The sequence below is a fragment of the Gordonia sp. (in: high G+C Gram-positive bacteria) genome, assembly GCF_052106715.1.
Taxonomy (GTDB): domain Bacteria; phylum Actinomycetota; class Actinomycetes; order Mycobacteriales; family Mycobacteriaceae; genus Gordonia.
Map to the genome: position 1 here is coordinate 131,451 of NZ_JBQEDL010000005.1, position 24,799 is coordinate 156,249.

At 66.2% G+C, this 24,799-nt stretch carries 25 protein-coding genes; 15 read left to right on the forward strand and 10 right to left on the reverse strand.

The features are described 5' to 3' along the window. Window positions 1-3: 3 nt before the first annotated feature. Window positions 4-795, reverse strand: a complete 792-nt coding sequence (gene aqpZ / locus ACTIMF_RS04385; RefSeq protein WP_442349057.1) for an aquaporin Z — start codon at window positions 793-795, stop codon at window positions 4-6. Between the two features lie 181 nt (window positions 796-976). On the opposite strand from aqpZ, the gene ACTIMF_RS04390 reads away from it, so the two are divergent. From ACTIMF_RS04390 to ACTIMF_RS04405, 4 genes are read left to right on the forward strand one after another with little or no spacing between them, the layout of a single operon-like run. Continuing rightward, a complete protein-coding gene (locus ACTIMF_RS04390) occupies window positions 977-1,954 on the forward strand; it encodes a pirin family protein (protein WP_442349058.1) in 978 nt (325 codons plus the stop codon). Beyond that, window positions 1,951-2,406 carry a MarR family winged helix-turn-helix transcriptional regulator gene (locus ACTIMF_RS04395; RefSeq protein ID WP_442349059.1) on the forward strand — a complete coding sequence of 152 codons (456 nt, stop codon included), beginning with the start codon at window positions 1,951-1,953 and terminating at the stop codon, window positions 2,404-2,406. The genes ACTIMF_RS04390 and ACTIMF_RS04395 overlap by 4 nt, the downstream gene beginning before the upstream one ends. Beyond that, on the forward strand, window positions 2,403-3,164 hold the full coding sequence (locus tag ACTIMF_RS04400; RefSeq protein ID WP_442349082.1) for a pirin family protein: 762 nt from the start codon (window positions 2,403-2,405) through the stop codon (window positions 3,162-3,164). The genes ACTIMF_RS04395 and ACTIMF_RS04400 overlap by 4 nt, the downstream gene beginning before the upstream one ends. Before the next feature lie 5 nt (window positions 3,165-3,169). Continuing rightward, on the forward strand, window positions 3,170-4,525 hold the full coding sequence (locus ACTIMF_RS04405) for a dipeptidase (RefSeq protein WP_442349060.1): 1,356 nt from the start codon (window positions 3,170-3,172) through the stop codon (window positions 4,523-4,525). Here ACTIMF_RS04405 and ACTIMF_RS04410 read toward each other — a convergent pair. The 4 genes from ACTIMF_RS04410 to ACTIMF_RS04425 form a co-directional block, all read right to left on the reverse strand. Beyond that, complete coding sequence (locus ACTIMF_RS04410) at window positions 4,522-5,433, reverse strand: hypothetical protein (protein ID WP_442349061.1); 912 nt, start codon at window positions 5,431-5,433, stop codon at window positions 4,522-4,524. The genes ACTIMF_RS04405 and ACTIMF_RS04410 overlap by 4 nt on opposite strands. An 84-nt stretch (window positions 5,434-5,517) precedes the next feature. Further along, on the reverse strand, window positions 5,518-6,408 hold the full coding sequence (locus ACTIMF_RS04415) for a hypothetical protein (RefSeq protein ID WP_442349062.1): 891 nt from the start codon (window positions 6,406-6,408) through the stop codon (window positions 5,518-5,520). Between the two features lie 43 nt (window positions 6,409-6,451). Then, a complete protein-coding gene (locus tag ACTIMF_RS04420; RefSeq protein ID WP_442349063.1) occupies window positions 6,452-7,903 on the reverse strand; it encodes a serine/threonine-protein kinase in 1,452 nt (483 codons plus the stop codon). A 54-nt stretch (window positions 7,904-7,957) separates the two neighbouring features. After that, a complete protein-coding gene (locus ACTIMF_RS04425; protein WP_442349064.1) occupies window positions 7,958-8,581 on the reverse strand; it encodes a TetR family transcriptional regulator in 624 nt (207 codons plus the stop codon). Window positions 8,582-8,716: 135 nt separating this feature from the next. On the opposite strand from ACTIMF_RS04425, the gene ACTIMF_RS04430 reads away from it, so the two are divergent. The 5 genes from ACTIMF_RS04430 to ACTIMF_RS04450 all read left to right on the forward strand — a co-directional run bounded on the left by ACTIMF_RS04430 (window position 8,717) and on the right by ACTIMF_RS04450 (window position 13,771). Further along, entirely contained in the window at window positions 8,717-9,784 is a 1,068-nt protein-coding gene (locus tag ACTIMF_RS04430) for a ferredoxin reductase (protein ID WP_442349065.1), read from the forward strand. Between the two features lie 45 nt (window positions 9,785-9,829). Beyond that, window positions 9,830-10,990: a fatty acid desaturase family protein gene (locus ACTIMF_RS04435; RefSeq protein WP_442349066.1), complete on the forward strand. Its 1,161-nt coding sequence runs from the start codon at window positions 9,830-9,832 to the stop codon at window positions 10,988-10,990. A 119-nt stretch (window positions 10,991-11,109) separates the two neighbouring features. Next, entirely contained in the window at window positions 11,110-11,328 is a 219-nt protein-coding gene (locus ACTIMF_RS04440; protein WP_442349067.1) for a hypothetical protein, read from the forward strand. Further along, a complete protein-coding gene (gene recQ, locus ACTIMF_RS04445) occupies window positions 11,325-13,151 on the forward strand; it encodes a DNA helicase RecQ (protein ID WP_442349068.1) in 1,827 nt (608 codons plus the stop codon). Before ACTIMF_RS04440 ends, recQ begins: the two co-directional genes overlap by 4 nt. 65 nt (window positions 13,152-13,216) lie before the next feature. After that, complete coding sequence (locus ACTIMF_RS04450; RefSeq protein ID WP_442349069.1) at window positions 13,217-13,771, forward strand: DUF4395 domain-containing protein; 555 nt, start codon at window positions 13,217-13,219, stop codon at window positions 13,769-13,771. 17 nt (window positions 13,772-13,788) lie between these two features. Here the strand turns inward: ACTIMF_RS04450 and ACTIMF_RS04455 are convergent, their stop codons facing one another. The 5 genes from ACTIMF_RS04455 to ACTIMF_RS04475 form a co-directional block, all read right to left on the reverse strand. Continuing rightward, window positions 13,789-14,748, reverse strand: coding sequence for a Ppx/GppA phosphatase family protein (locus ACTIMF_RS04455; protein WP_442349070.1), 960 nt, complete (start codon window positions 14,746-14,748; stop codon window positions 13,789-13,791). Continuing rightward, window positions 14,745-15,260 (reverse strand): DUF501 domain-containing protein, encoded by a 516-nt coding sequence (locus ACTIMF_RS04460; protein WP_442349071.1) that lies wholly within the window; start codon window positions 15,258-15,260, stop codon window positions 14,745-14,747. Before ACTIMF_RS04460 ends, ACTIMF_RS04455 begins: the two co-directional genes overlap by 4 nt. Next, window positions 15,257-15,646 (reverse strand): FtsB family cell division protein, encoded by a 390-nt coding sequence (locus ACTIMF_RS04465; RefSeq protein ID WP_442349072.1) that lies wholly within the window; start codon window positions 15,644-15,646, stop codon window positions 15,257-15,259. The genes ACTIMF_RS04460 and ACTIMF_RS04465 overlap by 4 nt, the downstream gene beginning before the upstream one ends. A gap of 235 nt (window positions 15,647-15,881) precedes the next feature. Beyond that, window positions 15,882-17,165, reverse strand: coding sequence for a phosphopyruvate hydratase (gene eno / locus ACTIMF_RS04470; protein ID WP_442349073.1), 1,284 nt, complete (start codon window positions 17,163-17,165; stop codon window positions 15,882-15,884). A gap of 96 nt (window positions 17,166-17,261) precedes the next feature. Continuing rightward, a complete protein-coding gene (locus tag ACTIMF_RS04475; RefSeq protein WP_442349083.1) occupies window positions 17,262-17,948 on the reverse strand; it encodes a lytic transglycosylase domain-containing protein in 687 nt (228 codons plus the stop codon). A 176-nt stretch (window positions 17,949-18,124) separates the two neighbouring features. On the opposite strand from ACTIMF_RS04475, the gene ACTIMF_RS04480 reads away from it, so the two are divergent. The 6 genes from ACTIMF_RS04480 to efeB all read left to right on the forward strand — a co-directional run bounded on the left by ACTIMF_RS04480 (window position 18,125) and on the right by efeB (window position 24,659). Beyond that, window positions 18,125-18,745, forward strand: a complete 621-nt coding sequence (locus ACTIMF_RS04480) for a TetR family transcriptional regulator (RefSeq protein WP_442349074.1) — start codon at window positions 18,125-18,127, stop codon at window positions 18,743-18,745. A 32-nt stretch (window positions 18,746-18,777) separates the two neighbouring features. Then, complete coding sequence (locus ACTIMF_RS04485; RefSeq protein ID WP_442349075.1) at window positions 18,778-19,998, forward strand: oxygenase MpaB family protein; 1,221 nt, start codon at window positions 18,778-18,780, stop codon at window positions 19,996-19,998. Continuing rightward, window positions 19,995-21,104, forward strand: a complete 1,110-nt coding sequence (locus ACTIMF_RS04490) for a DUF5995 family protein (protein WP_442349076.1) — start codon at window positions 19,995-19,997, stop codon at window positions 21,102-21,104. Before ACTIMF_RS04485 ends, ACTIMF_RS04490 begins: the two co-directional genes overlap by 4 nt. Window positions 21,105-21,201: 97 nt before the next feature. Continuing rightward, complete coding sequence (gene efeU, locus ACTIMF_RS04495; RefSeq protein ID WP_442349077.1) at window positions 21,202-22,104, forward strand: iron uptake transporter permease EfeU; 903 nt, start codon at window positions 21,202-21,204, stop codon at window positions 22,102-22,104. 39 nt (window positions 22,105-22,143) lie between these two features. Further along, complete coding sequence (gene efeO / locus ACTIMF_RS04500; RefSeq protein WP_442349078.1) at window positions 22,144-23,370, forward strand: iron uptake system protein EfeO; 1,227 nt, start codon at window positions 22,144-22,146, stop codon at window positions 23,368-23,370. After that, complete coding sequence (efeB, locus tag ACTIMF_RS04505; RefSeq protein ID WP_442349079.1) at window positions 23,370-24,659, forward strand: iron uptake transporter deferrochelatase/peroxidase subunit; 1,290 nt, start codon at window positions 23,370-23,372, stop codon at window positions 24,657-24,659. The genes efeO and efeB overlap by 1 nt, the downstream gene beginning before the upstream one ends. Window positions 24,660-24,799 lie beyond the last annotated feature (140 nt).

The window sequence follows — 24,799 nt, forward strand, 5'->3', positions numbered from 1 at the left end:
ACCTTACGACGGGTCGGCGAGTCCGGTGTCCGCCGTAGCCGATGAGCCGTACTTGAACTTCCCGTTCTCGAACAGCAGCGGGTACAGCAGTCCACCGATGAGGCCGCCGACCAGCGGAGCCACCCAGAAGGCCCAGAGCTGCCCCGGCGCGCCGTCGCCGTTGAAGAATGCGACCGCCGTCGAGCGTGCGGGGTTGACCGACGTGTTGGAGATCGGGATGGAGATGAGGTGGATCAGGGTGAGCGACAGTCCGATGGCCAACGGGCCGAAGCCCTTCGGTGCGCGTCCGTCGGTAGCACCGAGGATCACGATGAGGAAGAACGCGGTCAGGATGATCTCGGCGAGGAGCACCGCGGCGAGACTGTATCCGCTCGGCGAATGGTCGCCGAAACCGTTCGCAGCCATGTTGCCGGTCGCGTCGAATCCGTCTTTGCCTGAGGCGATCGCGTAGATCGCGGCGCCTGCGAGGAGACCACCGACCACTTGAGACACCCAGTAGCCGGGCAGATCCTTCCACGGCAGTCGACCGCTGACCGCGGCGCCGAGTGTGACGGCCGGGTTGAAGTGGCCGCCGGAGATGTGGCCGACCGCGTACGCCATAGTGACGACAGTCAGACCGAAGGCGAGTGCGACACCGAGGAATCCGATGCCGACTTGGAAGCTGGTACTGGTCCCTGAGTCTTGCGCGATCACTTTGGCCGCGAAAACGGCGCTGCCACAGCCGCCGAAGACGAGCCAGAACGTTCCGAACAGTTCTGCCAGCCATTTGGCCGGCGTCGATACCACGTCACTCATTGCTGCCTCCCGAATCCGATGAATCTGACGACCGACGCGATCACGCAGGTCTACCCAAATCGAGTATGGCGTCCGCGCGGGCCCGAACAGGCCGAATCGGCAGTTACGGTTGGGAATGGACTCGGCGTCGAGGCTGTTACTTCCCGTAGATCGTTCAAATTTTAATGAACTGGAGGCCATCATGCCCGCCGTCACCGCCGACACTCTCACCCTGCCCCGCATCTCCCCCGCCCCGCTGACCTCGACCGAGCGCACGGTGCGCACAGTGACCACCGGGCCCCGCGGCTATGAGGGCGAGGGATTCCCCGTCGTCCGCGCGTTCGCCGGAGTCCACGCCCGAGACCTCGATCCGTTCATCCACATGGACCAGATGGGCGAAGTCGAGTACGAGCCCGGCGAGCCGCGCGGCACCGACTGGCATCCGCATCGAGGCTTCGAGACCGTGACCTACATGATCGACGGCCGGTTCCAGCATCAGGACTCGACGGGCGGCGGCGGGCTCATCGAGAACGGCGCGACCCAGTGGATGACCGCCGGTGCGGGCATCCTGCACATCGAGACGCCGCCCGCCGAACTCGTCGAGTCGGGCGGCGCGTTCCACGGTGTGCAGTTGTGGGTCAACCTGCCCTCGACCGACAAGTTTCTCACTCCGCGATACCAGAACCTCGAAGGCGAACAGGTACTGCTACTCGCCTCGGAGGACGGCGGATCGTTGGTGCGCGTCGTAGCTGGCGACCTCGACGGGCACACCGGGCCGGGTTCGACACACACGCCGATCGTCTTCGCGCACGCGAGCGTCTCGCCCGGTGCGCAGTTGTCGGTGCCGTGGCGTGAGGACTTCAACGCACTCGTGTACGTGTTGTCCGGCCACGGAACCGTCGGCATCGAGAAGCGCCCCGTCGAAGGCGGACAACTCGCCGTCCTCGGCGCGGGCGACCGCATCACTCTCGCGGCCGACGCCAGCCAGGACTCGAACCGGCCCGCGTTGGAGGTCCTGCTACTGGGTGGCCTGCCGATCCGCGAGCCCGTCGCACAGTACGGACCGTTCGTGATGAACACGAAACAGCAGGTCATCGAGGCAATGGAAGATTTCCAAGCTGGTCGACTCGGTGTCGTCCCCGCCGATGCGCTCCGTCCGCATCGCGTCGGCGGACAGTGAACCCGACCGACCGCAGGCCCGCCGCGTGGCGCCTGTTCATCGAGAACGGCGCCCGCGTGCAGACTGCTCTCGACGAACGGTTGCGCGCTTCAGACGGCATGACGCTCGGCGACTATCACGTCCTGTTGCTGCTGTCCGAAGCGCCGGACCACCGCCTGCGGATGCGCGATCTCTCTCGCCGCATGGTGTTCTCCGCGTCGCGCCTCAGCTATCAGATCCGTGCTCTCGCCGCGCGGGGACTCGTGTGCCGCGAGCCCGTCCCCGATGACCGTCGCGGCGCGTTCGCATGCCTCACCGAGGCCGGGCGCGACGCCTTCACCGCCGCCGCACGGCGGCACGGACACGACGTCGACGAGTTGTTCCACGCCTGCCTCGCCCCTGCCGACGGTGCCGCCCTCGAGTCCGTCATGGCCCGCCTGTCCACTCATCTCGACGCACTGGAGGAGCACTGATGATCACCGTGATCAACTCTGCCGACCGCCACTACTGGTCTAACGAGTGGCTCACCTCGCGTCAGTCGTTTCCCGGGACCGGGAATTTCGACCTGTTCGACAACGCGCACGGCGTACTGGTGATGCACAACGATGACGTCGTCGACGCAGGCGAAGGGCTCGACACACACAGTCACCAGAACATGGAGATCCTGACCTGGGTGCTCGACGGCGCTGTGACACACCGCGATTCGGCAGGCAATACCCGCACGCTGAACGCCGGGACGTTGGGCGTGATGTCGGCCGGCAGCGGGATCACCCACTCGGAGGCCAATGCGGCCACACGCGCGCAGCGCACGCCGGTCCGCGTCGTGCAGATGTGGGTGGCGCCGCACACCGACGGTCTGCCACCACAGCAGTCCGCACACCGCTTCGACGAAGCCCTCGACTCCGGGCAGCCGGTCGTCGTCGCATCGGGTCGTGCCGACCACGCGCGATCGGGCGCGGCCCCGATCGCCAACCGGTTCGCCGCGTTGCACATCGTCCAGCCGCTGCCAGAGACGACCGTCGCCCTGCCAGGCGCCCCGTTCGGGCATCTATACGTCGCCCGCGGAGCAGTCACCGTGGACGTCGACAGCGAGCAGTACGAATTGCGTGAGGGAGATGCCATGCGGCTCACTGATTCCGGAGCCGTCCAGGTCACCGCGGCCTCCGGTACCGACCGACCGGAGATCCTGTACTGGGAGATGCACGCGAGTTTCGATCTCGTGCGATCCTGAAAGGCATGACCACGGTTCCGTCCGCCGACGCCCTCTCGTCCTCCGTCTCTGATCTCATGGATCGCGCCCACGGCGATCTCGCGACGCTCGTGTCGTTCGCCTCCGTCCACCTCGACTCGTCGAAGGCCGACGCGTCGGCGGCGAGCGCCGCCTGGGTCCGGGATGCGTTCGCCGAACTCGGATTCGACGTCGAGGTGATCGTGACCAGCGACGGGTCGTCCGCCATCGTCGGACACCGTGCCGGACCGGAGGGCAGCCCGACGGTCGCCTTGTACAGCCATCACGACGTGCAGCCGGCGGGCGAGGATGCGCTGTGGTCGTCGCCGCCGTTCGAACTCACTGAACGCGACGGCCGGTGGTACGGCCGCGGGAGCGCCGACTGCAAGGGCAACGTCGTCTCGCATCTCACGGCGCTGCGAGCGGTCGCCAACGATCTCTCCTGCCATGTCCGGATCATCATCGAGGGATCCGAGGAAGCGGGCGGCGAGGGCCTCGACGACCTGGTGAAGCAGCGACCCGAACTGTTCGCGGCCGATCTCATCCTGATCGGTGACGCAGGCAATGTCGCCGCAGGGCTCCCAACGTTGACGACGAGTCTGCGCGGCGTGGTGAACGTCAAAGTCACCGTGTTGGCGCTGGAGACCGCGGTCCACTCGGGTGCGGCGGGCGGGCCCACCCCCGACGCGATGGCCGCCCTCGTGGCCGGCCTCGCGTCATTGCGGAACGAACGCGGCGACACCGTCATCGAAGGGGTGGAGAACACCCAGGAGTGGGGCGGCGTCACCTACTCCGACGAACAGTTCCGCACCGACGTCGGGGCCCTCGACGGCACCGAGATCCTCGGTAGCGGCAGCCCTGCCGACATGGCGTGGGCCCGCCCGGCCGTCACGGTGATCGGCATGGACGCGCCGAACACCGCCGACTGCGCGGCCGCCATCATCCCGCAGGCCTCGGCCATGCTCAACCTGCGCATCCCACCCGGGACGGAGCCGCAGCCGACGTACGACGCGCTGGTCGCACACCTGCGCAAACACATCCCGTGGGGCGTACGGGTCGAGTTCGAACCGGACGCGTTCGGGCGTCCCTTCCGCGCCGCGACCGACGGGCCCGGGTACACCGCGCTCACCGATGCGATGAAGAGCGCGTACGGCGTCGACGGTGTCTTCTACGCGGGTCAGGGCGGCTCGATCCCGCTGTGCACCGTGCTCGCCGAAGCTCATCCGGACGCCGAGATCGCACTGTTGGGCGTCGAAGAGCCCCGGTGCCACATCCACGCGCCGAATGAGAGCGTCGATCCCGAGGAGATCCGCCGGACGGCCCTCACCGAAGCGATCGTGCTGGCGAGCCTCGGGGCGAGTTAGCAGCCGCCGACCGGCAGCTTGCCCAGATTCGTCGAGATCCACTTTCCGACCCGGTTGAGCATGGCGGTCCCGTCACTGAACGTTCCGCTCGACGGCAGGGCCGCCATGCTCACCGCGAATGCGCCTCGCGGCGTGGTGACGACTCCGAGCTGGCGTACGACATACTTCCCCGTTGCGTCGGACACCGGCCCCCAGCCGCCCTTCACCGCAGTGGTGACACCGCGTTTGCGCATTGCCTTGACGCCCCATTTCTGGTTGGACTCAACGGTGCGCATGTAGCCGAGAACTCGACCCGAATCGGGGAGACACGGAAGATGCGCGCCGAAGACCGACTGACGGGCGAGAGTCCAGTCGGTGTAGCCGGGAAAGCTCGAGGGGTGCGAGATCGACGACAGAACGCGAGTATCGCCGTCGTGGTCCTCGCGGAGAACTTCGGACACCCGGTCCACAGCGTGCCGATCGCCGCCGAGTGAGGCCCACAGACGTTCGGCCGCGTCGTTGTCGGACGCGCGGATCGCCGAACGAATATCCCCGACCACGGCTTTGCCGTTGGCGCGCTCGGCAGCGATCGACACCGGAACCTTCAGCGTCGACCACGCACGCGCGGTCTTGACGGTGCCGAAGTTCATCGTGTCGTCACCACCCACCGGGGTGATCGCGAGACCGATGCGACCCGGAATACTTTTAGTGATGGTGCGTGAGCGACGGTTGAAGCTCTTGACCAGGTCGACCTGCGTCGCGTGCGGAGAGAGTCGCGGAAGCGGATTCGGCATCGGGTTGATCGGTGCAGCGCCCGCGCTGCCCGCTCCTGCCGCGACACCACCGGCGAGCATCAGGGCAGCAGAGCACGCCACCAACCCACGACGAACCGCAATTACCCGACCAGTCACAAATACCCCTTCAGTCACACCAACAACTTTAGTAACACTAGTCGTAGGCGTAGAGGCGGCCAATCGGCGAGGCCCACCCGCAACGTGGACGTTGCGCGACCGTTACCGACAGCGGCCGGACGGCAGCGACGCAAGGTGTCGCCCGACCCAGCTCCCGACGGTGTTCAGTGCGTTGATACCCGAGTCCATCGATGCCCCAGGCGAATACGTGCTCATCGCCACTGCTGCTCGAGTTCCGTTGCGCAGAGTCACAAGCCCGAGTTGGCGAACCACATAGCCGCCCGACGTACTCGGCCCCCAGCCGCCCTTGACCGCTGTCGTCCGCGCGGGAATCACTTCGACACCCCACTGCTGGTTGCCTGCGACCTCCCCCATCAGCGCGACCACGTGCCCACTACCCGGCAGACACGGCAGGTTGGCTGCGAATGTCACCGCATTCTCCAACGGCCACGTCGTCTGGCCGAAGATCGAGTATTCCGCTCGCAGCTTCTGGGACGGGACCGTCGTCTTCTCGTCACCACTCTCACGCAGCACTGCGGTGACCGCAGCCGCTGCCTCGTCGTTCGACCCGAGTGAGGCCCACAGCGTTTCCGCCGCGGAGTTGTCAGAGTTGATGATCGCCGACGATTCGGCCTGACTCGGACCGTTCGCACGTTCTGCCGCCACTGCGAGCGGCACCTTGATTGTCGACCAGGCGACCTGCGGCGTCTGGTCGCCGAACGTCGAGACTTCACCGCCGCCGACCGGGGCCACCGCGAGGCCGACCGGCTGCGCCACCGTCAATGCGTCGAAGCTCGCCGTGAGTCTGGCATTCCCCCGAGACGACGACCCGACAGAAGGAGACGGGGCGGCCGGGGACGACGGAGTCGCCGTCACGACCTCGGTGACCGTCGCGACCGAGTCCGGCTCATCCCCCGATCCGCAGGCGACGAGTGACGTGGCGGCCACTGCCGCCAGTAGTGCGATTCCAGCGGTATGACGCCTCGATGCCACGCGAGCATCCTCTCGTTGTCTGTTCACGGTCAGTGTCGGCGGCTCAATAGATCACGACGACGGCGTTGTTGCCACCGCGACAGACCACTACACCGGTCTCCGGCGAACACGCCATCGTGTACACCATGCCGGTCACCGGGCTGGACGCGACGACCGTGCGCGCATCCCCCTTCGGGCCCTGTTGCAGATACGCGGCTCCGACGTTCGCGGCGAACTCACAACTCGTCACCGACGTCGCCACGCCGACACCGCCACCGCAGGACGAGGTGCCCGGCGGCGGCGTCGGAACCGCTGCCGACGTCTGCGGATCGACGGTATTCGTGATCGTGGTGGTAGACGACGGTGACGCCGTCGACGAACCGCCCGAATCACGGAAGCCGAACCAGTACACCGCCAGACCGATGAGCGCCGCGACGAGCACGACGATGAGCACGGCCAACACGATGTGCAGGATCCGATTGTCGTCCTGCCGCGGCGGCTCCGCATATCCGACCCCGTAACCGCCCGGGTATCCACCGCCGTACGACTGCCCCGGATAGCCATGCGGCGCATTCGTCATCCGCTGCGGTCCGGAGAACGATTGGGGTCCGGAGAACGACTGAGGTCCGGAGTAGTTCTTCGTGCCGGACGGGAGAGGCGTAGCGATCTGGGTCGCGTCGTACGCCGGATCCATCGGAGCGCCGTGGATCGCCGCCTGGGCCGCCGCAGCGAACTCCCCCGCAGACGCATACCGGTCAGCCGGCGTCTTTGCGAGTCCACGCATGACCACGGCGTCCAATGCGGGCGACACGGCCTGGCTGATCGAACTCGGCACCGGAACCGCCGACAGCACCGTCGACTTCACGACTGCACTGACCGAATCTCCCGGATACGGCTGCCGGCCGGTCAGCAACTCGAACAGTACCGCCGCAAGCGAATAGACATCCGATGCGGGGCTGACCGGAACGTTGTCGAGTTGCTCGGGCGCCATGTAGGCGATCGATCCGACCGCGGTCCCCGTGCGCGTCAGGTGTGCGTCTCCCGAATGGTGTGCGATGCCGAAGTCCACCAGGTAGGCGAACCCACTCGACGTCATCAGGACGTTCTCCGGCTTCACATCCCGGTGCACGAGACCGACCGCGTGCGCGGCGTCCAGCGCCGAGGCGACCTGTTCGATCACCGCCACGGCGTCCGGCGGGGACATCGGACCGTCACCGCGCAGCACCGCACGCAGGTCGCGGCCGTCGACCAATCGCATATCCAGGTAAAGGACGCCGTCGATCTCGCCGTAGTCGTGGATCGGAATGATGTGGGGCTCACCGAGTCTCGCCACAGTCTGCGACTCTCGACGGAAACGCTCCTGAAAGGTCCCGTCGGAGGCGAGGTCTCCCCGCAACAGCTTGAGCGCGACCTCTCGATCACGAACGGTGTCGTACGCCCGGAACACCTGCCCCATGCCACCGCGTCCGACGAGCGCGTCGAGTCGGTACGGACCGAACTGAGAACCCACATCCATGAGGACGATCATTCCTCATCAGTCCGACAATCGTGACCCGCATCGGACCAACTGTCATCCGTTCGGACGCCAGGCCGACATCCCCAGAAACACCATCACCAACTGTTTCTCCGCACGGGCCACCAGCGTGCGTTCGGTGGCGTCTCGGCCGTCGCCGTCGAGCAGCTCGGCGACGGTGGTCATCATGATCATCACAATCAGATCGGCGGCCACCTCGAGATCTTCAGCCTCCCACGCCGCAAGTGCGGGCGTGCGCGCCAGATCGATCGCAAGCTCACGCGAGAGCAGCCTCAGCTCGGTGCCAATCGCACGACGCACCTCCGCCACACCACCGTGCTGTTCGCGAACGAGGAACCGGAACTGCTTCTCATCGCTGCGAACCCGCGTCAATAGGATGTCGAGCGAGTCGCGCGCCGTCGGCATGCCGCGACTGGCGAGATCGCGCCGCGCCTTGCGCAACGCACCGCGCAGCATCCGCATCGCATCCTCGACGAGGGTGACGCCCAAGTCCTCCATGGAGGCGAAATGCCGATAGAACGCGGTGGGCACGATGCCCGCACCGCGTGAGACCTCACGCAGGCTGATGCTTCCGAACGAACGGTCGTCCACCAGATCGATGGTGGTCTCGAGCAGCGCCTGCCGCGTCTGTTCCTTCTTTTCCGCCCGGCTTCCTGCCACGCGAGCAGTCTAGTTCACCACCCCAACGGTGATGGCGGACACGTTCACAATCCTTGACACTCGACAGTACGGACCGACAGAATATGGGAGTACACATGTTCACTGAAAAGTTCGAACAGACCGAAGGACACCCAGATGGCAAACCGTATCGCGACCCTCGTCGGATCACTCGTCGAGGCCACCGCAACCCCTTACCCGGTGGACCGTTACCTGGAGTTCATCGATCCGATGCTCACCTGGCGGGACACCCGAGCCAAGGTCATCGACATCCGTCACCAGACCGACCGCTCCACCACCGTCACCATGCGCCCCACGCGTCAGTGGAAGGGCCACCGCGCCGGACAGTACGTCGAGGTGGGAGTGGTGATTGACGGTGTTCGCCAGCGTCGCTTCTACTCGCCGACCAACGCCGAGAACACCCGCGGAGACATCGAGATCACCGTTGCGGTCCACGACGGCGGACTCGTCTCGAACCACGTGCGCAACGCACTCGAGGTAGGCGAGGTCGTCACTCTGACAGCTGCAGACGGTGCGTTCGCGCTCCCCGATCAGCGACCCGCAAAGATCGTCCTCGTCAGCGGCGGAAGCGGCATTACACCCGTCCTCTCAATGTTGCGCACGTTGATCGCCGAAGGACATACCGGACCGGTCACCTTCGTGCACTACGCGCGGTCCGCCGACGACGTCCCGTATCGCGTCGAACTCGATGCGATCGACCGCACCATCGACGGCGTCGACGTCCGCCTGCACTACACACGCGGCGAGGGCGCCGAGCACTTCGCGGCCGAGCACATCTCCGATGTCGCCGTCGACGGTGCACAGGTGTACATGTGCGGTCCGCCGACTCTCATGGACGCGGTCCGCGCCTACGCCGACGAGGCAGGCATCGCCGACGCCGTGCACACCGAGGCGTTCACCCTCGCCTCGCCGGTCATCGACACCGACGAGGTCGAAGGCTCGGTGAAGTTCCGCGCATCGGACGTCAGCGCCGAGAACGACGGTCGGACCCTCCTCGAACAAGCCGAGTCTGCGGGTCTGAGCCCCGAGTACGGATGCCGCATGGGCATCTGCTTCAGCTGCACCAAGGTCCGCACGTCCGGTTGCACCCGGAACATCCTGACCGGCGAACTCGACTCCGAGCCCGACAGCCACATCCAGATCTGCATCAACGCCCCGGTCGGCGACGTCGAGATCGACGCCTGACCGAGACGCACACCTCACTCACCGCTACGAAGGGAAACAATGACCATGACTGTGGCACCCCTCACACCCCGCACTCAGACCAATCCGACCACCGAAGTCAACCTGACCTACGACCAGGTCGAAGCACTCGGCGCCGACCTCGACGAACTGCGCGCACGCATCGTCGGGGACCTCGGCGACTCGGACCGCGAGTACATCTACTCGATCATCAATATCCAGCGAAAGCTCGAGTTCGCCGGCCGTGCCGCCATGTACGTCCCGTTCCTGCCGCCGGTGTGGCTCGCCGGAGTCGGCTCGCTGGCCCTGTCGAAGATCCTCGACAACATGGAGATCGGCCACAACGTCATGCACGGCCAGTACGACTGGATGCGTGAGGACACCTACAACTCCCGCGAGTTCGACTGGGACACCGTGTGCCCCGGCGACCAGTGGAAGCACAGCCACAACTACATGCACCACACCTACACCAACATCCTCGGTGAGGATCGCGACGTGGGCTACGGCATCCTGCGGATGGACCGCGACCAGAAGTGGAACCCCTACTACCTGGGCAACCTCGCCTATGCGACCGCTCTGATGGTGCTATTCGAGTGGGGCGTGATGCTGCACGATCTCGAGGTCGAGAACATCATCCAGGGCAAGCGCAAGTGGAGCGACATCAAGGGCTTGGCGAAGGGCATGTGGCGAAAGGCCAGCAAGCAGGTCGCCAAGGACTACATCCTCTGGCCCGCACTGACCGGCCCCTTCTTCGTCAGCACCCTCGTCGGTAACGCGAGCGCCAACGTGATTCGGAACCTCTGGACGTACTCGATCATCTTCTGCGGCCACTTCCCCAGCGGCGCGCAGACGTTCACCTCCGAAGAGTGCGCCGACGAGACGAAGGGCCAGTGGTACGTCCGCCAGATGCTCGGCTCGGCCAACATCTACGGCAGCGATCTGTTCCACATCTTGAGCGGCAACCTGTCTCACCAGATCGAGCACCACTTGTTCCCCGACATTCCGGCCAACCGCTACCCGCAGATGGCCGCCGAGGTCCGTGAGATCTGCGAGAAGTACGACCTCCCGTACAACACGGGTTCGCTCAGCCAGCAGCTCGGATCGACGTGGAAGAAGATCGCCAAGCTGTCGCTTCCCAACTGGATGACGCGCGACGACAACGACCTCGTCGTCAACATCGAGCGGGAGACGGCCGTCGACGCGGCCTGATGACTACCGGCCACACACTTGGGCACTCCATTTCGGCGTAGGGCCGAAATGGAGTGCCCAAGTCGTGCGACGTCGAGACCCCATACGATGTAGCCAACGTCGAATGGAGGGATGCAATCGTGGTCGGTCGGGCTGAGCGCAACAAGGATTTCGTGCAGGAGATGGTGCAGAACACCGCGTCGCGGATCGGCAACATCACCACGATCATCACGACCGCGGTGGTCGACGTGGCGCGTGAGGTCGGCGAGCTGATCACCGACGGTTTCGAGATGCGCGATGCTGCGAAGAAGGCGGAGCAGGCTCAGCAGTCGCAGGTCGAGGACTCCGGAACCCAGTGACCGACCAGTACGAGGTGCTGCGCACCGTCTTCGGATACGACTCATTCCGCGGCGACCAGGAGGACGTCGTCTCGCATGTGATCGCGGGCGGCGACGCCGTAGTCCTGATGCCCACCGGCGGCGGTAAGAGCCTCTGCTACCAGGTGCCCGCGCTGGTCCGGGATGGGTGCGCAATCGTGGTCTCCCCGCTCATCGCCCTCATGTCCGATCAGGTCGGCGCCCTTCGTCAGCTCGGAGTGAGAGCCGCGTTCTTGAATTCGACGCAGTCGCCCGAGGAACGGTCGGACGTCGAACGCCGTTACCTCGCAGGCGATCTGGACTTGATCTATGTCGCACCGGAGCGATTGAGCCAGCCGTACACGCGTGATCTGCTCTCGCGGGGCAAACTGTCATTGGTCGCGATCGACGAAGCGCACTGCGTATCTCAGTGGGGCCACGACTTCCGCCCCGATTACCTCGCCCTCGGCGATCTGGCCGAATTGTGGCCCGGCGTGCCGCGCATCGCACTGACCGCGACCGCGACCCGCCGTACTCATGAAGAACTCACGCAGCGGCTGCATCTGCAGAACGCCCGTCATTTCGTGTCCAGCTTCGACCGTCCCAACATCACCTACCGGATCGAACCCAAGGCGCAGGTCAACAAGCAGTTGTTGGAGTTCATCACGACCGAAGGCGTCGTCGACCGACAGCAGGCGACGGGGATCGTTTACGCGCTCAGCCGTAAATCGGTGGAGAACATCGCGAAGTTCCTGGTGTCGAATGGCATCAATGCGCTTCCGTATCACGCCGGTCTGGACAAACGACTGCGAGACGACACACTGCACCGGTTCCTTCGTGAGGACGGGATCGTCGTGGTCGCGACCATCGCATTCGGGATGGGCATCGACAAGCCCGATGTGCGATTCGTCGCCCACGTCGATCTGCCGAAGAGCGTGGAGGGCTATTACCAGGAGACCGGGCGCGCAGGCCGCGACGGCCTGCCGTCGGTGGCGTGGATGGCGTACGGGCTGGCTGACGTCGTTCAGCAGCAACGCTTGATCCAGATGTCCGACGGCGATGCCGCGCATCGCCGTGCGCAGTCGGAGCATTTGAACGCAATGCTCGCGCTGTGCGAGACGGCGTCCTGCCGTCGGCAGCGGCTGTTGCGCTATTTCGACCAGGACTCCGAGCCGTGCGGCAACTGCGACACCTGCCTGAACCCGCCGAAAACGTGGGACGGAACGGTGCCCGCGCAGAAATTGATGGCGACGATCTGGCGGCTCGACCGGGAACACGGGCAGCATTACGGTGCAGGCCACCTCATCGACATCCTGCGCGGCGTCGACAACAAGCGGATCGCGCAACTGGGACACAAGAGCCTCAGCACCTACGGGATCGGCGCGGATCTGGACGCGAACACCTGGAGCAGCGTGGTCCGTCAACTACTCGCCTCCGGATATCTAGAGACGCGCGGCGAGTACGGGCAGTACTACCTCACCGAGGCGGGCGTCCCGGTGATGCATGGCCATGTCCAGCAGATGTTCCGCGAGGACGTTCGTGGTCCCAGTCGCGCGCGCAGACCGAAAGCTGCTGCGGTGTCGGTGGATCTGTCCGACGCCGACCGCGACCTGTTCGAGTCGCTGCGCAGGTGGCGGACGTCGGTTGCGAAGCAGGCACAGATCCCGCCGTATACCGTGCTGTCGAACAAGGCACTCGAGGGACTCGCGCAGATCCGACCGACCAGCAGTGAGCAGATGCTCTCCGTGAGCGGTATCGGCGAGGCGAAGCTGGAGCGCTACGGCGAGGCGATCCTCGAGGTGATCGACGAGTTCACCTCGGCGTGAGCTAAATCCTCGACGTCGCCGTTTCGCCGACCTACCGTGAAACGGCCGATCGAAGGAGCACCACGATGAGCACGCCCGATTCCCTGTTCACCCAGGTGGACGCACCCGTCGCCGTCAAAGCGGCGCCGTCGTGGCACCGTGGTGTGCTCGATTTCCCGAATCCGGTGAACGACTTCGCGGCGCGGTCCACGGCGGGTCTCGTGGTCGTACTGGCGGTCGTCTCGATCGCGGTGAATCAGCCGTGGCTGTACGGCGTGCTGGCGCTGGGGTTTCTACTGCGCGTGGCCGGCGGCCCGCGCTATTCGCCGTTCGGCCGGATCGCGGTGCACGTGATCGTCCCTCATATGTGGCGCAAGGAGAAGATCGTTCCCGGCCCGCCGAAGCGGTTCGCCCAGGTCGTCGGACTCGCTTTCTCCGGCACGGCGTTCGTCCTGTCCCTCGTCGGGCTCGGACTCGCCGCGCAGATCGTCGTCGGCGTCCTGATCGTCGCGGCAGTGTTGGAATCCGTGCTCGGCGTCTGCCTCGGCTGCATCGCCTTCGGGTACCTGCAGCGCGGCGGCCTCATCCCCGACGACGTGTGCGAAGCCTGCAACGACGTGACGTTGCTGCGGCGTAAGTAGCCCCAGCCCGCGCACCCTCAGTCCAGGAGTCCCAGCGCGATGCCATCGAGGATGTCGTGTTCGGAGACGACCATCTCGGTGATGGCCGCCCGGTCGGCGAAGTTGCGGGCCAACTCCTGAGTGACGAGGGCTCCGCCGCCGATCACATCGGCGCGACCGGGGTGCATCGGTCCCAGATCGAGACGTTCGGCGCGCGTCATGGCAACCAGTTTCGAGCACAGCTTGTGCAGGTCGGCCAGACCGATCGAGGAATGGTGGATCGCCTCGGGATCGTAGTGATCGAGTCCCGCGTGCAGAGCTGCGAACGTCGTCAGCGTCCCGGCGACGCCGACCCAAGTGCGGGCGGATGAGACGTCCACCTCGGCGAAAGCCTTCGCCAACTCCTCACGAGCCACGCCTACGGCCGTCTCGACCTCGTCCAGCGTGGGCGGATCCGAGTGCAGTGCACGCTCGGTGAGTCGAACGCAGCCGATGTTCGTCGAATACGCGCCCGCGACGACTGCGTTCCCTACGGTCACCGAGCCGACGACGACCTCGGTGCTGCCGCCGCCGAGGTCGGTGACGACGAACGGCCCGTCCGCGGGGTCGAGGCCGCCGACCGCACCGCGGAACGACAGACGCGCCTCTTCGTCGCCCGAGATCACCTCGGCGACAGCACCCGCCTCGATCTCGCCGAGCAGCTCCGCGGTCATCGCGAAGAACTCGTCCCGGTTCCCCGCGTCCCGCGTCGCCGAGGTGGCGACCATGCGGACGCGGTCGACGCCTGCGTCGAGCATCACGTCCACATAGTCGGCGAGCGCGGCGCGCACGCGTTCGATCGCTTCGGGAGCGAACTCCCCGGTCGCGTCGACGCCCTGCCCGAGACGGACCACCTGCATGTCGCGGGCGACGTCGACGAGTGATCCTTCTCCCCCGGGCTCGGCGATCAACAGACGGATCGAGTTGGTCCCACAGTCGACGGCGGCGACGCGAGTCATTCGGCGCCCTCAGGCAGGTGCGCCCAATCTGCGGGCACGGCGATGCCGCGGAGCTTCTCGACGTCGGCCAGCATGGCGACGGCCTCGTCGCCGAGCGGATTGACACCCGGCCCCTTCGCAAGCGAATGCGCGACGAGGACGTGCAGGCATTTCACTCGGTCGGGCATCCCGCCCCCGGTGAAGTCGGTGCCAAGCGACTCGATCGCGTCGCGTTCAGCGAGGTAGCTCAGGTGTGCGCGGAGATAGCCTGCGGCGAGTTCGTCGTCCTCGGCCAGACGCGCCTGCATCTCGCGCATCACGCCGCCGGACTCCAGGCGACTGCACGCGCCCGTCAACCGCGGGTCAGTCAGGTAATAAAGAGTGGGGAACGGTGTCCCGTCCGGGAGCCGCGGCGCCGTCTTCACCACGGCGGGCGCACCGTCCGGGGTCCGGTAACTGACTTCAATAACGCCCCGCGGCACCCGCCCGAGCTGCTGCTCGACGGCCGCGAGGTCGTTGTCGGAAACGCTCACTTGCCCTCCGGCGGTGTCGACACCGCATCCCAAATGTTCTGGTACCACGGGTTGGCTTCGCGCTCACGTTCGGCGCGTTCCGCGGCTTCCTGCTGTTCTTTGTTCGGCGCGATCACGATCACCTGGCGTTCGCCACGTTTGACCATCTGCAGCCGTTCGCGTGCTTTCGCCTCAATGTAGGCGGGGTCGTTCTGCTCGACCACCTTGTGTTCGTAGTCGGCGACCTCCTGCCGCAGTTCGGCGTTCTCCTGCTGCAGCTCGTTGAACTCACTGCGCTGCGACAGATACGTCCGCACCGGGACCGCCAGCGTCAACGCGAGGAAGACGACGACCAAGGCGATCACGGCTGCCCGCTTGGGGTCGACGCGACCGAGCCACGACGTCATTGGTCGACGCGCCCGGCGTCCGCGACCACGGGCCGGGCGCCGCTCCTGCGCAGGTTCGGCCCTTGACGGTGACGGCGACGCGACCGCGTCGGCGAGGGCGCCGAGATCATCGTCGGACGACCGACTCCGGGTGCGGCGGGGTACCGGTCGTGACCGTCGGGACTTGTCGTCCCGACGGCTGCTCCGGCCCCGGGCGCCGCGCCCGGACGTCGATTCACCCATACGTATCAGTTGATCACGCGTCGACGTTGAAACGCGGGAACGCCAGGTCACCGGCGTAGCGCGCGGCGTCGCCGAGACCTTCTTCGATGCGCAGGAGCTGGTTGTACTTCGCGACGCGCTCGGAGCGGGCCGGGGCACCGGTCTTGATCTGGCCACAGCTGCAGGCGACTGCCAGATCGGCGATGGTCGTGTCCTCGGTCTCGCCGCTGCGGTGGCTCATCATCGACTTGTAGCCGTTGTTGTGGGCCAGCGCGACGGCGTCGAGGGTCTCGGTCAGGGTGCCGATCTGGTTGACCTTCACCAGGAGAGCGTTGGCGATGCCCTTGCTGATGCCCTCTTCCAGTCGCTCCGGGTTGGTGACGAATAGGTCGTCGCCGACGAGCTGCACCTTGTCGCCGATGGCCTCGGTGAGCGCGGCCCACCCGGTCCAGTCGTCTTCGGCGAGGCCGTCTTCGATCGACACGATCGGGTAGTCGGCGATCAGCTTGGCGTAGAAGTCGATCATCTGTTCAGCGGTCTTCGGTGCACCGGAGAACTGGTAGGCGCCATCGGTGAAGAACTCGGTCGACGCGGAGTCGAGTGCGACGACGACGTCGCTGCCGAATTTGAGGCCGGCGTTGCCGACTGCGGTGGCGATGACGTCCAGAGCCGCTTCGGTGTTCGGCAGGTCGGGGGCGAAGCCGCCCTCGTCGCCGAGCGCCGTGCTCATCCCCTGCTTGTGTAGGACGGACTTGAGTGCGTGGTACACCTCGGCGCCCCAGCGCAGGGACTCCTTGAAGGTCGGCGCACCGATCGGCGCGATCATGAACTCCTGGAAGTCGATTCCGTTGTCGGCATGCGCGCCGCCGTTGATGATGTTCATCATCGGGACGGGCAGGATGTGGGCGTTGGGACCGCCGACGTAACGGAACAGGTCAAGGCCCGCCGACTCGGCTGCGGCACGGGCGACGGCGAGCGAGACACCGAGGGTCGCGTTCGCACCGAGACGTGACTTGCTGGGGGTGCCGTCCAGGTCTACCAATGTCTGGTCGAGGACGCGCTGATCGTCGCCTTCGATGCCGACCACTTCGGGGGCGATGTCGTCGAGGACCGCTTCGACTGCCTTCTGGACGCCCTTGCCGAGGTAACGATCACCGCCGTCACGAAGCTCGACGGCCTCGTGCTCACCGGTGGATGCGCCCGACGGGACCGCTGCCCGACCGAATGACCCGTCTCCGAGTACCACCTCCACCTCGACGGTCGGATTGCCTCGGGAATCGAGGATCTCGCGCGCGCCAACCTGCTCGATAATTGCCACTTGTTCCAGCCCCATTCAGATGGTCGTGCCGACGCCTCGTGCGGCGCCGCCTTCGGGTACGTCTATCAGGGTAATGGCTCGGTCGCGACCGCCCGTTCAGTACCTGACGTTGACGGAGTACGCGTTCGCGTGATTGCGCACCTTGAGGACGTAATCCATCGAGTTGTTGTAGGTCAGCACGGCCTTCTCCCACCCCTCGGGAGTCGTCATGTCACCACCGGACGACACGCACAGGTAGCGCGCCGCCGACAGCGCGGCGTCGTCGATGTTGTCGGGGTCGGCTTTGCCGTCGCCGTTGGCGTCGACGCCGTACCGCTGCCACGTGCTGGGGATGAACTGGAACGGTCCGACGGCGCGATCGAACTCGGCGTCGCCGTCGATCTTCCCGTTGTCGGTGTCGCGGATTTCCCAATTGCCGTTGGTTCCGTCGAGCTGTGGTCCGCGGATCTCCGGGCGCACGTCACCGTTCGCTGCGACGTCGGCGGCGTGGTGCGTCCCGTGCTTGGTCTCGACGCCGCCGATTGCGGCGACGGTGGTCCAGGCGATTCCACATTCGGGGTGCTGCTGACGCTGGATCTCTGCGGCGTTGCCGTATGCCTCCATCGAGGTGACCGGGATTCCGAGGTCGTCGGCGAGCGGCGTCGCCCACGTTCGCAGTGTGTCGGCGGTGCGGCCCGCGGCGTGGATGTCGACGTAGGGCTGCTGGACACCGGGGCCCGGCGGGAGCCCGTCGGGGATATCGGGGCTGTCCCACGGCATCTCGATGTTGCAGGCGGTCAGCATGACGGCTGCCAGTCCGGCCGTCGCCCCGAGTGCGACGCGTCGAAGAGTGTTGGCCCTCGCCACAGGTGATCCGTCCTTTCGCACCGAGTGGCCCTCGCTCAGGGCCGCGCACCAGGGTGCCACATCACCTACCTAACTCCGGACGACCCGCCGAGGTTCCCAGTAGCGTCTGTCCTGTGAGCGATATCAACCGCGGACGCGGCAGACCCCCTGGTCCGGGAGTAGATCGGGATGCGCGACGCGCGGTGCTGCTCGATGCCGCCGAACGCGCGATCGCACAGTCTGGTGCGGACGTGTCGCTGAGTCAGGTCGCCGCCCAGGCCGGTCTCACCAGGTCCGCCGTGTACGCAGCGTTCGACGACCGTGACGCTGTGATCGACGCACTCGCCGCCCGCCATTCGGGGCGAATCGTGGCACATATGCAGTCGTTGGCCGGGGGGTCGAGGGATCCGCACTCGCAGACTCGGGCGGCCGTCGACCTACTTGCTGTGTGGTTCGACGAGCATCCGGCGCTCGCCCCGATCCTCGCGGCCCGATGGCGCAGCGACGGACGGTCGTTCGTCGAGACGACGTTGACGCAGGTGTTGCGTGCGGGATTCGCGACACGCGGACTCGACGACGCACCCGCGCCCGTGTGGGCCCGAGCAATGGTCGGCGCCGTCGCGGCGAGTGTCGAGTGGTGGGCGGCTACGCGGGAGATCAGCCGCGACGAACTCGTCGACCATGTCACGTCGCTGTTGTGGTCGGGTCTGTCCGCGACCAACCGTGTAGACGGATCTTTGGTAGACGGATCTTGACGTCCGTCTCATAAAAGAACACACTGTCTTTTATGGAGCCGATCACCGCTCACCAGGCGGCCGCCATCACCGGGGCCCGGAATTGGGATGCCGTCGCCGCCGACCACCCGGAGCGCGCGGCGAGCATGGCCGCGGGCCTCATGCGAGGCGACCGGTTGGCCGACGCGGTGATCGCCGAGTTCTTCGACCGGCAGGGAGCCCCGGATGCGATGACATGGCAGGACGTGATGGCTGCGCTCGAAGGCGCAGACTCGCCGTCCCCACCGGCTCTCACTGAATTTCTCGACGCTGTCCGCACCCCACCGACCTGGTACGACCCGGCCCTCGCACGTGCGGGCGCGATGGCGTGGTGGCGATTCGGCTCGTTGCAGTCGTCGACGCTGTACCAATCGTTGATCTACGGCTATCAGGCGCGCGGATTCACGCGACCACTCAGCGCGACGGGGCGTCTCACCGACGGCACCTGGGACCGGGTTCAGTCGACGGCGCGCTGGGTCGCGCTCGCCACCGCACCCGAGTACATGGAGGTCGGACGGGCGGGCTGGGTGCAGACGCTGCGCATCCGGTTGGTGCACGCGATGGTGCGCCATCACCTCGTGCACCGTCAGGGGTGGGACACCGAGCAGTGGGGCGTTCCGATCAATCAGACCTACAGCCAGTTCACGATCACGGCGGGGTTCCTCGCACTGCCGTTGCGCATCGGCCACGACTTCGGTCTGCGGTACTCGCCCGCGGAACGGGAGGCGATCACGCACATGTGGCGGTGGATCGGCTCGGTGATGGGCGTCGACGACGACCTGCTGCCCCGCAGTTTTGCCGATGCCGCGGAGATCGACCGCGTCGCACGCGCCTTCCGGATGGAACCCGACCCCGATGCACGGACCCTGGTGTCGGCGCTGCTCGACGATGGGTTCCGCACCGAGTTCCCGCTGCCGTTGCCGCCCGCGGTGGCGAACGCCATCAACGGAGCGGTCCACACGGTGACGCGACCGGTACTGCGCACTCTGTTCGCGAGTGTGTCCACGCGCTGGGTCGACGAAGACATCGCGTCGGCGATGGGACTGCGGGCCACGCCCCTGCACAACGTGGTGGCGTTGGCCCGACCGCTGGTGCGCTCGCGCGAGGTACTGCGAGCGCTCGGCGTCTTCGGATCGGACACCCGTGTCGCTCAGCGGGAACTGCGGCTTGTGACCACGCAACTCGGGATCGACCTCGCCGATCCGGACGCCGCCAGGTACGGGAGGGTCGCGTGAGGGAGTTCCGGCTGCGCCGCGACCTCGACTGTTCGCCGGAACAGGCGTGGACCATGCTCACCGAACCCGACCAAATGAACCGGTGGTCGACCGCCCGGATCGAACTCCGCGATCCCGGGGTCGGCGACCGCGCAGACGGCGTCGGCGCCCTACGCACGGTCACCCTGCCCGGTGGCCGGGCAAAGCTCCGGGAGGTGGTCGAGCGCTCCGATTTCGCGCGATCATTCGACTACCGCGTCTACGACGGCGGGCCCGCACTCCTCGACCATTCCGGGCGCCAGGAGATCACGCCGACCCCGACTGGATGCACGCTGACCTGGACGGCCCGAATGCAGTTGGTCTCGCAGACCGCGACCACGCTCCTCGCCAACCGGGTCCGAGGGCAGGTCGCCGAATCCCTCGATCTGCTCGCCGGCCTCAAGCCGCCCGCGCCGGTCGCGCCGCCCACCGTCATGCCCCGCTCCGACGTCGATCTGACCACCTCCCGATGCGCCGCGACGCAGGTCCTGACCCAGCAGCGCGAGACCGCGGACCGTCTAGCCGCCGACGACGACCCCAAGCAGTGGTTCGCCCGCGTGTACTCGTATGTGACCGACGAGATGCTCGGAATCTGCGATCGCGGCGGCGTCGACAACCCCGACTGGGTGCTCTCACTCATTCCGGTGTTCGACGAGTACTACACGCGCAGTCTCGTCGCGTTCGAGAGCGGCGCGCCGTGCGAGCCCATGTGGCAGCGGGCGTGGTCGGCCTGCGAGCGACGTGACGACCGCAAGCCGCACGTTCCCGTCATGAAGGGGCTGATGTCGGGAGTCGCGGCGCACATCGACGCCGACCTCCCGCGCGCCATCTCCCAACTGCACCGCGCCGAGTACGCCGACCGCGACCTCCGCGAGTTCCGGCCCGACTATCTCCGACTCTCCCCGGTGTTCTCGGCCGCGTCCGACAGGTTGCTCGACGACCTGCCGCGCTCCCACAAACCGTGGTGGACAGGTATCGCTGCGCGCATCCACCCGCAGATCCGCGACGCCCTCATCGCTCGGCAAGGCTATGACGTGGGGAGACACCGATTCGCGGCATTCGCGGCGGCCGTCGACCTCGCTTCGTGACTCGCGCAGTACTCGCTATTCACTCGAAGGGCGTCGAGCGCTATTGTTGAGCGTTGCCATTTTGGTATGCCTTGCCTCATGAAAGCTGAAGTCGCCGATGATCCCTCTCGCCGCGTCGGGCGCACCGTCTGTAGTAACCCAGATGTTCGGGAGCGGCTTGATCGGTGTCCGCGAGGGCCTCGAGTCGGGCATCGTCGTGATGATCCTGATCGCGTTCGCGGTCAAGTCGGGTCGGCGTGACGCACTGAAGTGGATCTGGGCGGGCGTCGGCGTCGCACTCGCATTGATGATCGGCACCTTCTTGATCATCCAGTTCGGTACATCGACCGTCTCGTCGCTGGCAGCCGAGTTGATCGCGGGTATCGCATCGATCGTCGCGGTCGTGATCGTGACATTCATGGTGCTGTGGATGAGGAAGGCATCGGCGAGCATCTCCGGCGAACTGAAGTCGGGGTTGTCGACAGCGATGGCGGCTGGCCCGGCCGCAGTCATGGGACTCGCGTTCCTCGCGGTGGGCCGCGAAGGCTTGGAGACTGCGCTGCTGATGGTCGGGTACGCCGAGAGTTCGTCGAACGGACCGTGGCCGCTGCTCGGGCTGCTTCTCGGGATCCTGGTGGCGGTTGTTCTGACGGTGCTGCTGTATCGGGGAGCCGTCCGCATCGACTTCGCTCGATTCTTCTACTACACCGGCTTGTTCCTGATCGTCGTCGCCGCAGGTATTGCTGGGTACGGCGTGCACGCGTTGCAGGTGTACGGCTGGCTGCCGGGCCTGCATAACATCGCCTTCGACATCACCTCCTGGTACGACCAGAGCGCCTGGTACGGAGAGGTCCTGCAGGGCATCTTCAACTTCCGCCCCGAACCGACGCGGCTGCAGGTCATCGTGTGGGTCGCGTACGTCGCGATCGTCGGCACCTTGTTCGTAATGCGCGGTCGATCGCCCAAGCGCGCCGGTCCCGCGCCGTCGACGAAGTCCGACTCCCTGTCTGTCTCCTCCTGATACTCGCAATCGCCGAGTACGCCTCCGAAAGGAAATCTCATGGCCACCACGTCCCTGTATCGCGGTCTTCGGACCGCGACGATCCTCGGCCTGGCTGTCGCCACGCCGATCGCACTCGCCGCGTGCGAGTCGAAGTCCGACGGCGAGGGCGCCATCACGGTGACGTCGACCGACGACGCGTGCGATCTCTCGAGCACCGATCTTCAGACCGGTCAGGTCGATTTCGCGGTGACGAACTCGGGCTCGAAGGTCACTGAGTTCTACGTGTACGGCAACAACAACCGCGTGCTCGGCGAGGTCGAGAACATCGGTCCAGGTCTCACGGGCAAGCTGGGCGTGGAGATCGTCGACCCGGGCACGTACACCGTCGCCTGCAAGCCGGGCATGGTCGGTCAGGGCATCCGCACAGAGGTCAACGTGACCGGCGACAAGAAGGAGAAGAGCGAAGCTCCGGCCGACGTCGAAGCCGCGAAGGCTCGCTACCTCGAGTATGTCCGCGGCCAGGTGGACGGTCTCGTCGCGCAGACTCAGACGTTTACCGAAGCGGTGAAGTCGGGTGATCTCGATGCTGCGCGTTCGCAGTTCGGTCAGGTCCGTACCTTCTGGGAGCGCGTGGAGCCGGTCGCCGAGAGCTTCCCGGATCTCGATCCGATGGTCGACATGCGGTGGGACGACACCGAGGACGGCAAGGTCGAGTTCACCGGCTTCCACCGGATCGAGCGCTACCTGTGGGCACCGCAGGCCTCCGATGTGGGCGAGGCGGGCGACCAGGTGGCTCCGGCCGACGCCGCGCAGGCGAAGACCGCTGACACGAAGGAAGCGATCGCGAAGATCGCCGACGGCCTGCTCACGAACGTGAAAACGCTGCAGACCGAAGTCAACAAGCCGGACTTCCAGTTCGAGACTCAGTCGTTCGTCCAGGGGCCGCAGGCCTTGGTCGACGAGATCGCGGCGACGAAGGTCGGCGGCGAGGAAGACCGCTACAGCCACACGGACCTGTGGGACTTCGCGGCGAACATCGACGGTGCGGAGACGCTGATCGCCGAGATGCAGCCGATGATCTCGAAGGCAAGCCCGGATCTGATGAACAAGATCACCGCCCAGTTCGGTGAGGTTCGGTCGGCGATCGACGCGCTGCAGGAGGGCGACGGCTACAAGTCGTACGACCAGGTCGACGAGAACACCCGTAAGGGCCTGTCGGACAAGATCGACGCGCTGTCGGCGAGCCTCTCTCAGGTACCCGGCATCGTGATGCAGAAGAAGTAGTGGGTAGCGGGGAGAGCCCGGGAGTCTCGCGCCGCGCCGTCCTCGGGGCAGCGGGCGCGGGCCTGGTCGTCGGCGGTGTCGCGGGAGCGGCCGGTGGTTACGGCGTCGGCTCGTCGTCTGATGCATCTCCGGACGACCAGACGGTCCCGTTCCGCGGCGACCATCAGGCCGGGATCACCACCGCGGCGCAGGACCGTCTGCACTTCGCGGCGTTCGACGTCGTCACCGATTCGCGTGACGCGTTGATCGACATGTTGAAGCGGTGGACCGTCGCCGCGGAGCGCATGACGCGTGGCGAGGAAACCGTCGAGGGCGGCGCGCTGGATCTCGGTGACTACACGCCGCCCGCGGACACCGGCGAGGCGCTCGGGCTCTCCCCTGCCCATCTCACTCTCACGATCGGGTTCGGTCCGGGCTTGTTCGGAGCGAGTGCATCGGACCCGAACCGGAAGGACCGTTTCGGGATCGGCGGACGCAAGCCTGCCGCTCTCGCGGATCTGCCTGCGTTCGCGGCGGAGAAGATCGAGCCGTCGAGGTCGTTCGGCGACATCTGTATCCAGGCGTGCGCCGACGATCCTCAGGTCGCCGTCCACGCGGTCCGCAATCTGGCTCGGATCGGCGTCGGTGTCGTGTCGGTGCGGTGGTCGCAACTGGGTTTCGGGCGTACGTCGTCGACGACCCGCGGACAGGACACTCCGCGCAACATGTTCGGGTTCAAGGACGGAACCGCGAACATCCGCGCCGAGGACACCGATGTGCTCGACGACCATGTGTGGGTCGCGGAAAAGGACAATCCGCCTGCCGCGCAGTGGATGACGGGCGGCACCTATCTCGTCGCCCGACGTATCCGGATGGACATTGAACCCTGGGACCGCGCGAATCTGAAGGAGCAAGAGACGATCGTCGGTCGAACGAAGGGCGAGGGCGCTCCGATCGGCAAGGCCGGGGAGTTCGACGAGCCGGACTTCAATATCACCTCATATGGATCGCCGATGATCGCTCGGACCGCACACGTGCGGCTGGCGCACCCGGATCAGAACAATGGCGTCCAGATCCTCCGCCGCGGATACAACTTCACCGACGGCTCCGACGGTTTCGGCCACCTCGACGCGGGACTGTTCTTCATCGCCTTCAACCGCGACAGCTTCAAACAGTTCGTTCCAATGCAGCACCAGTTGTCCCGCAAGGACGCGATGACCGAGTACCTGATCCCGAACGCGTCCGCCATCTTCGCCGCGCCTCCTGGCTTGAAGGACGGCGAATGGTGGGGCCAGCGCCTGTTCACCTGACCGCTCCCTACCCAACCGCGGTCATGCCGCCGCTGGGTGGACGGTCATGGTTCGCCTGCCGTGCGACCGTAAGGGTTCGCGCCGCCGGTTCGGGTGGTCCGGATCGACCGGTTCGCGGAACCAGGGGTATCCGTCGTGGC

Bases quoted from the DNA above. Each gene is read 5' to 3' on its own strand.
- aqpZ (WP_442349057.1), bottom strand. From the start codon at position 795: ATGAGTGACGTGGTATCGACGCCGGCCAAATGGCTGGCAGAACTGTTC.
- efeU (WP_442349077.1), top strand. From the start codon at position 21,202: ATGATCCCTCTCGCCGCGTCGGGCGCACCGTCTGTAGTAACCCAGATG.
- efeO (WP_442349078.1), top strand. From the start codon at position 22,144: ATGGCCACCACGTCCCTGTATCGCGGTCTTCGGACCGCGACGATCCTC.
- ACTIMF_RS04455 (WP_442349070.1), bottom strand. From the start codon at position 14,748: ATGACTCGCGTCGCCGCCGTCGACTGTGGGACCAACTCGATCCGTCTG.
- ACTIMF_RS04390 (WP_442349058.1), top strand. From the start codon at position 977: ATGCCCGCCGTCACCGCCGACACTCTCACCCTGCCCCGCATCTCCCCC.
- ACTIMF_RS04465 (WP_442349072.1), bottom strand. From the start codon at position 15,646: ATGACGTCGTGGCTCGGTCGCGTCGACCCCAAGCGGGCAGCCGTGATC.
- ACTIMF_RS04475 (WP_442349083.1), bottom strand. From the start codon at position 17,948: ATGCTGACCGCCTGCAACATCGAGATGCCGTGGGACAGCCCCGATATC.
- ACTIMF_RS04405 (WP_442349060.1), top strand. From the start codon at position 3,170: ATGACCACGGTTCCGTCCGCCGACGCCCTCTCGTCCTCCGTCTCTGAT.
- ACTIMF_RS04420 (WP_442349063.1), bottom strand. From the start codon at position 7,903: ATGGATGTGGGTTCTCAGTTCGGTCCGTACCGACTCGACGCGCTCGTC.
- ACTIMF_RS04430 (WP_442349065.1), top strand. From the start codon at position 8,717: ATGGCAAACCGTATCGCGACCCTCGTCGGATCACTCGTCGAGGCCACC.
- ACTIMF_RS04450 (WP_442349069.1), top strand. From the start codon at position 13,217: ATGAGCACGCCCGATTCCCTGTTCACCCAGGTGGACGCACCCGTCGCC.
- ACTIMF_RS04435 (WP_442349066.1), top strand. From the start codon at position 9,830: ATGACTGTGGCACCCCTCACACCCCGCACTCAGACCAATCCGACCACC.
- ACTIMF_RS04485 (WP_442349075.1), top strand. From the start codon at position 18,778: ATGGAGCCGATCACCGCTCACCAGGCGGCCGCCATCACCGGGGCCCGG.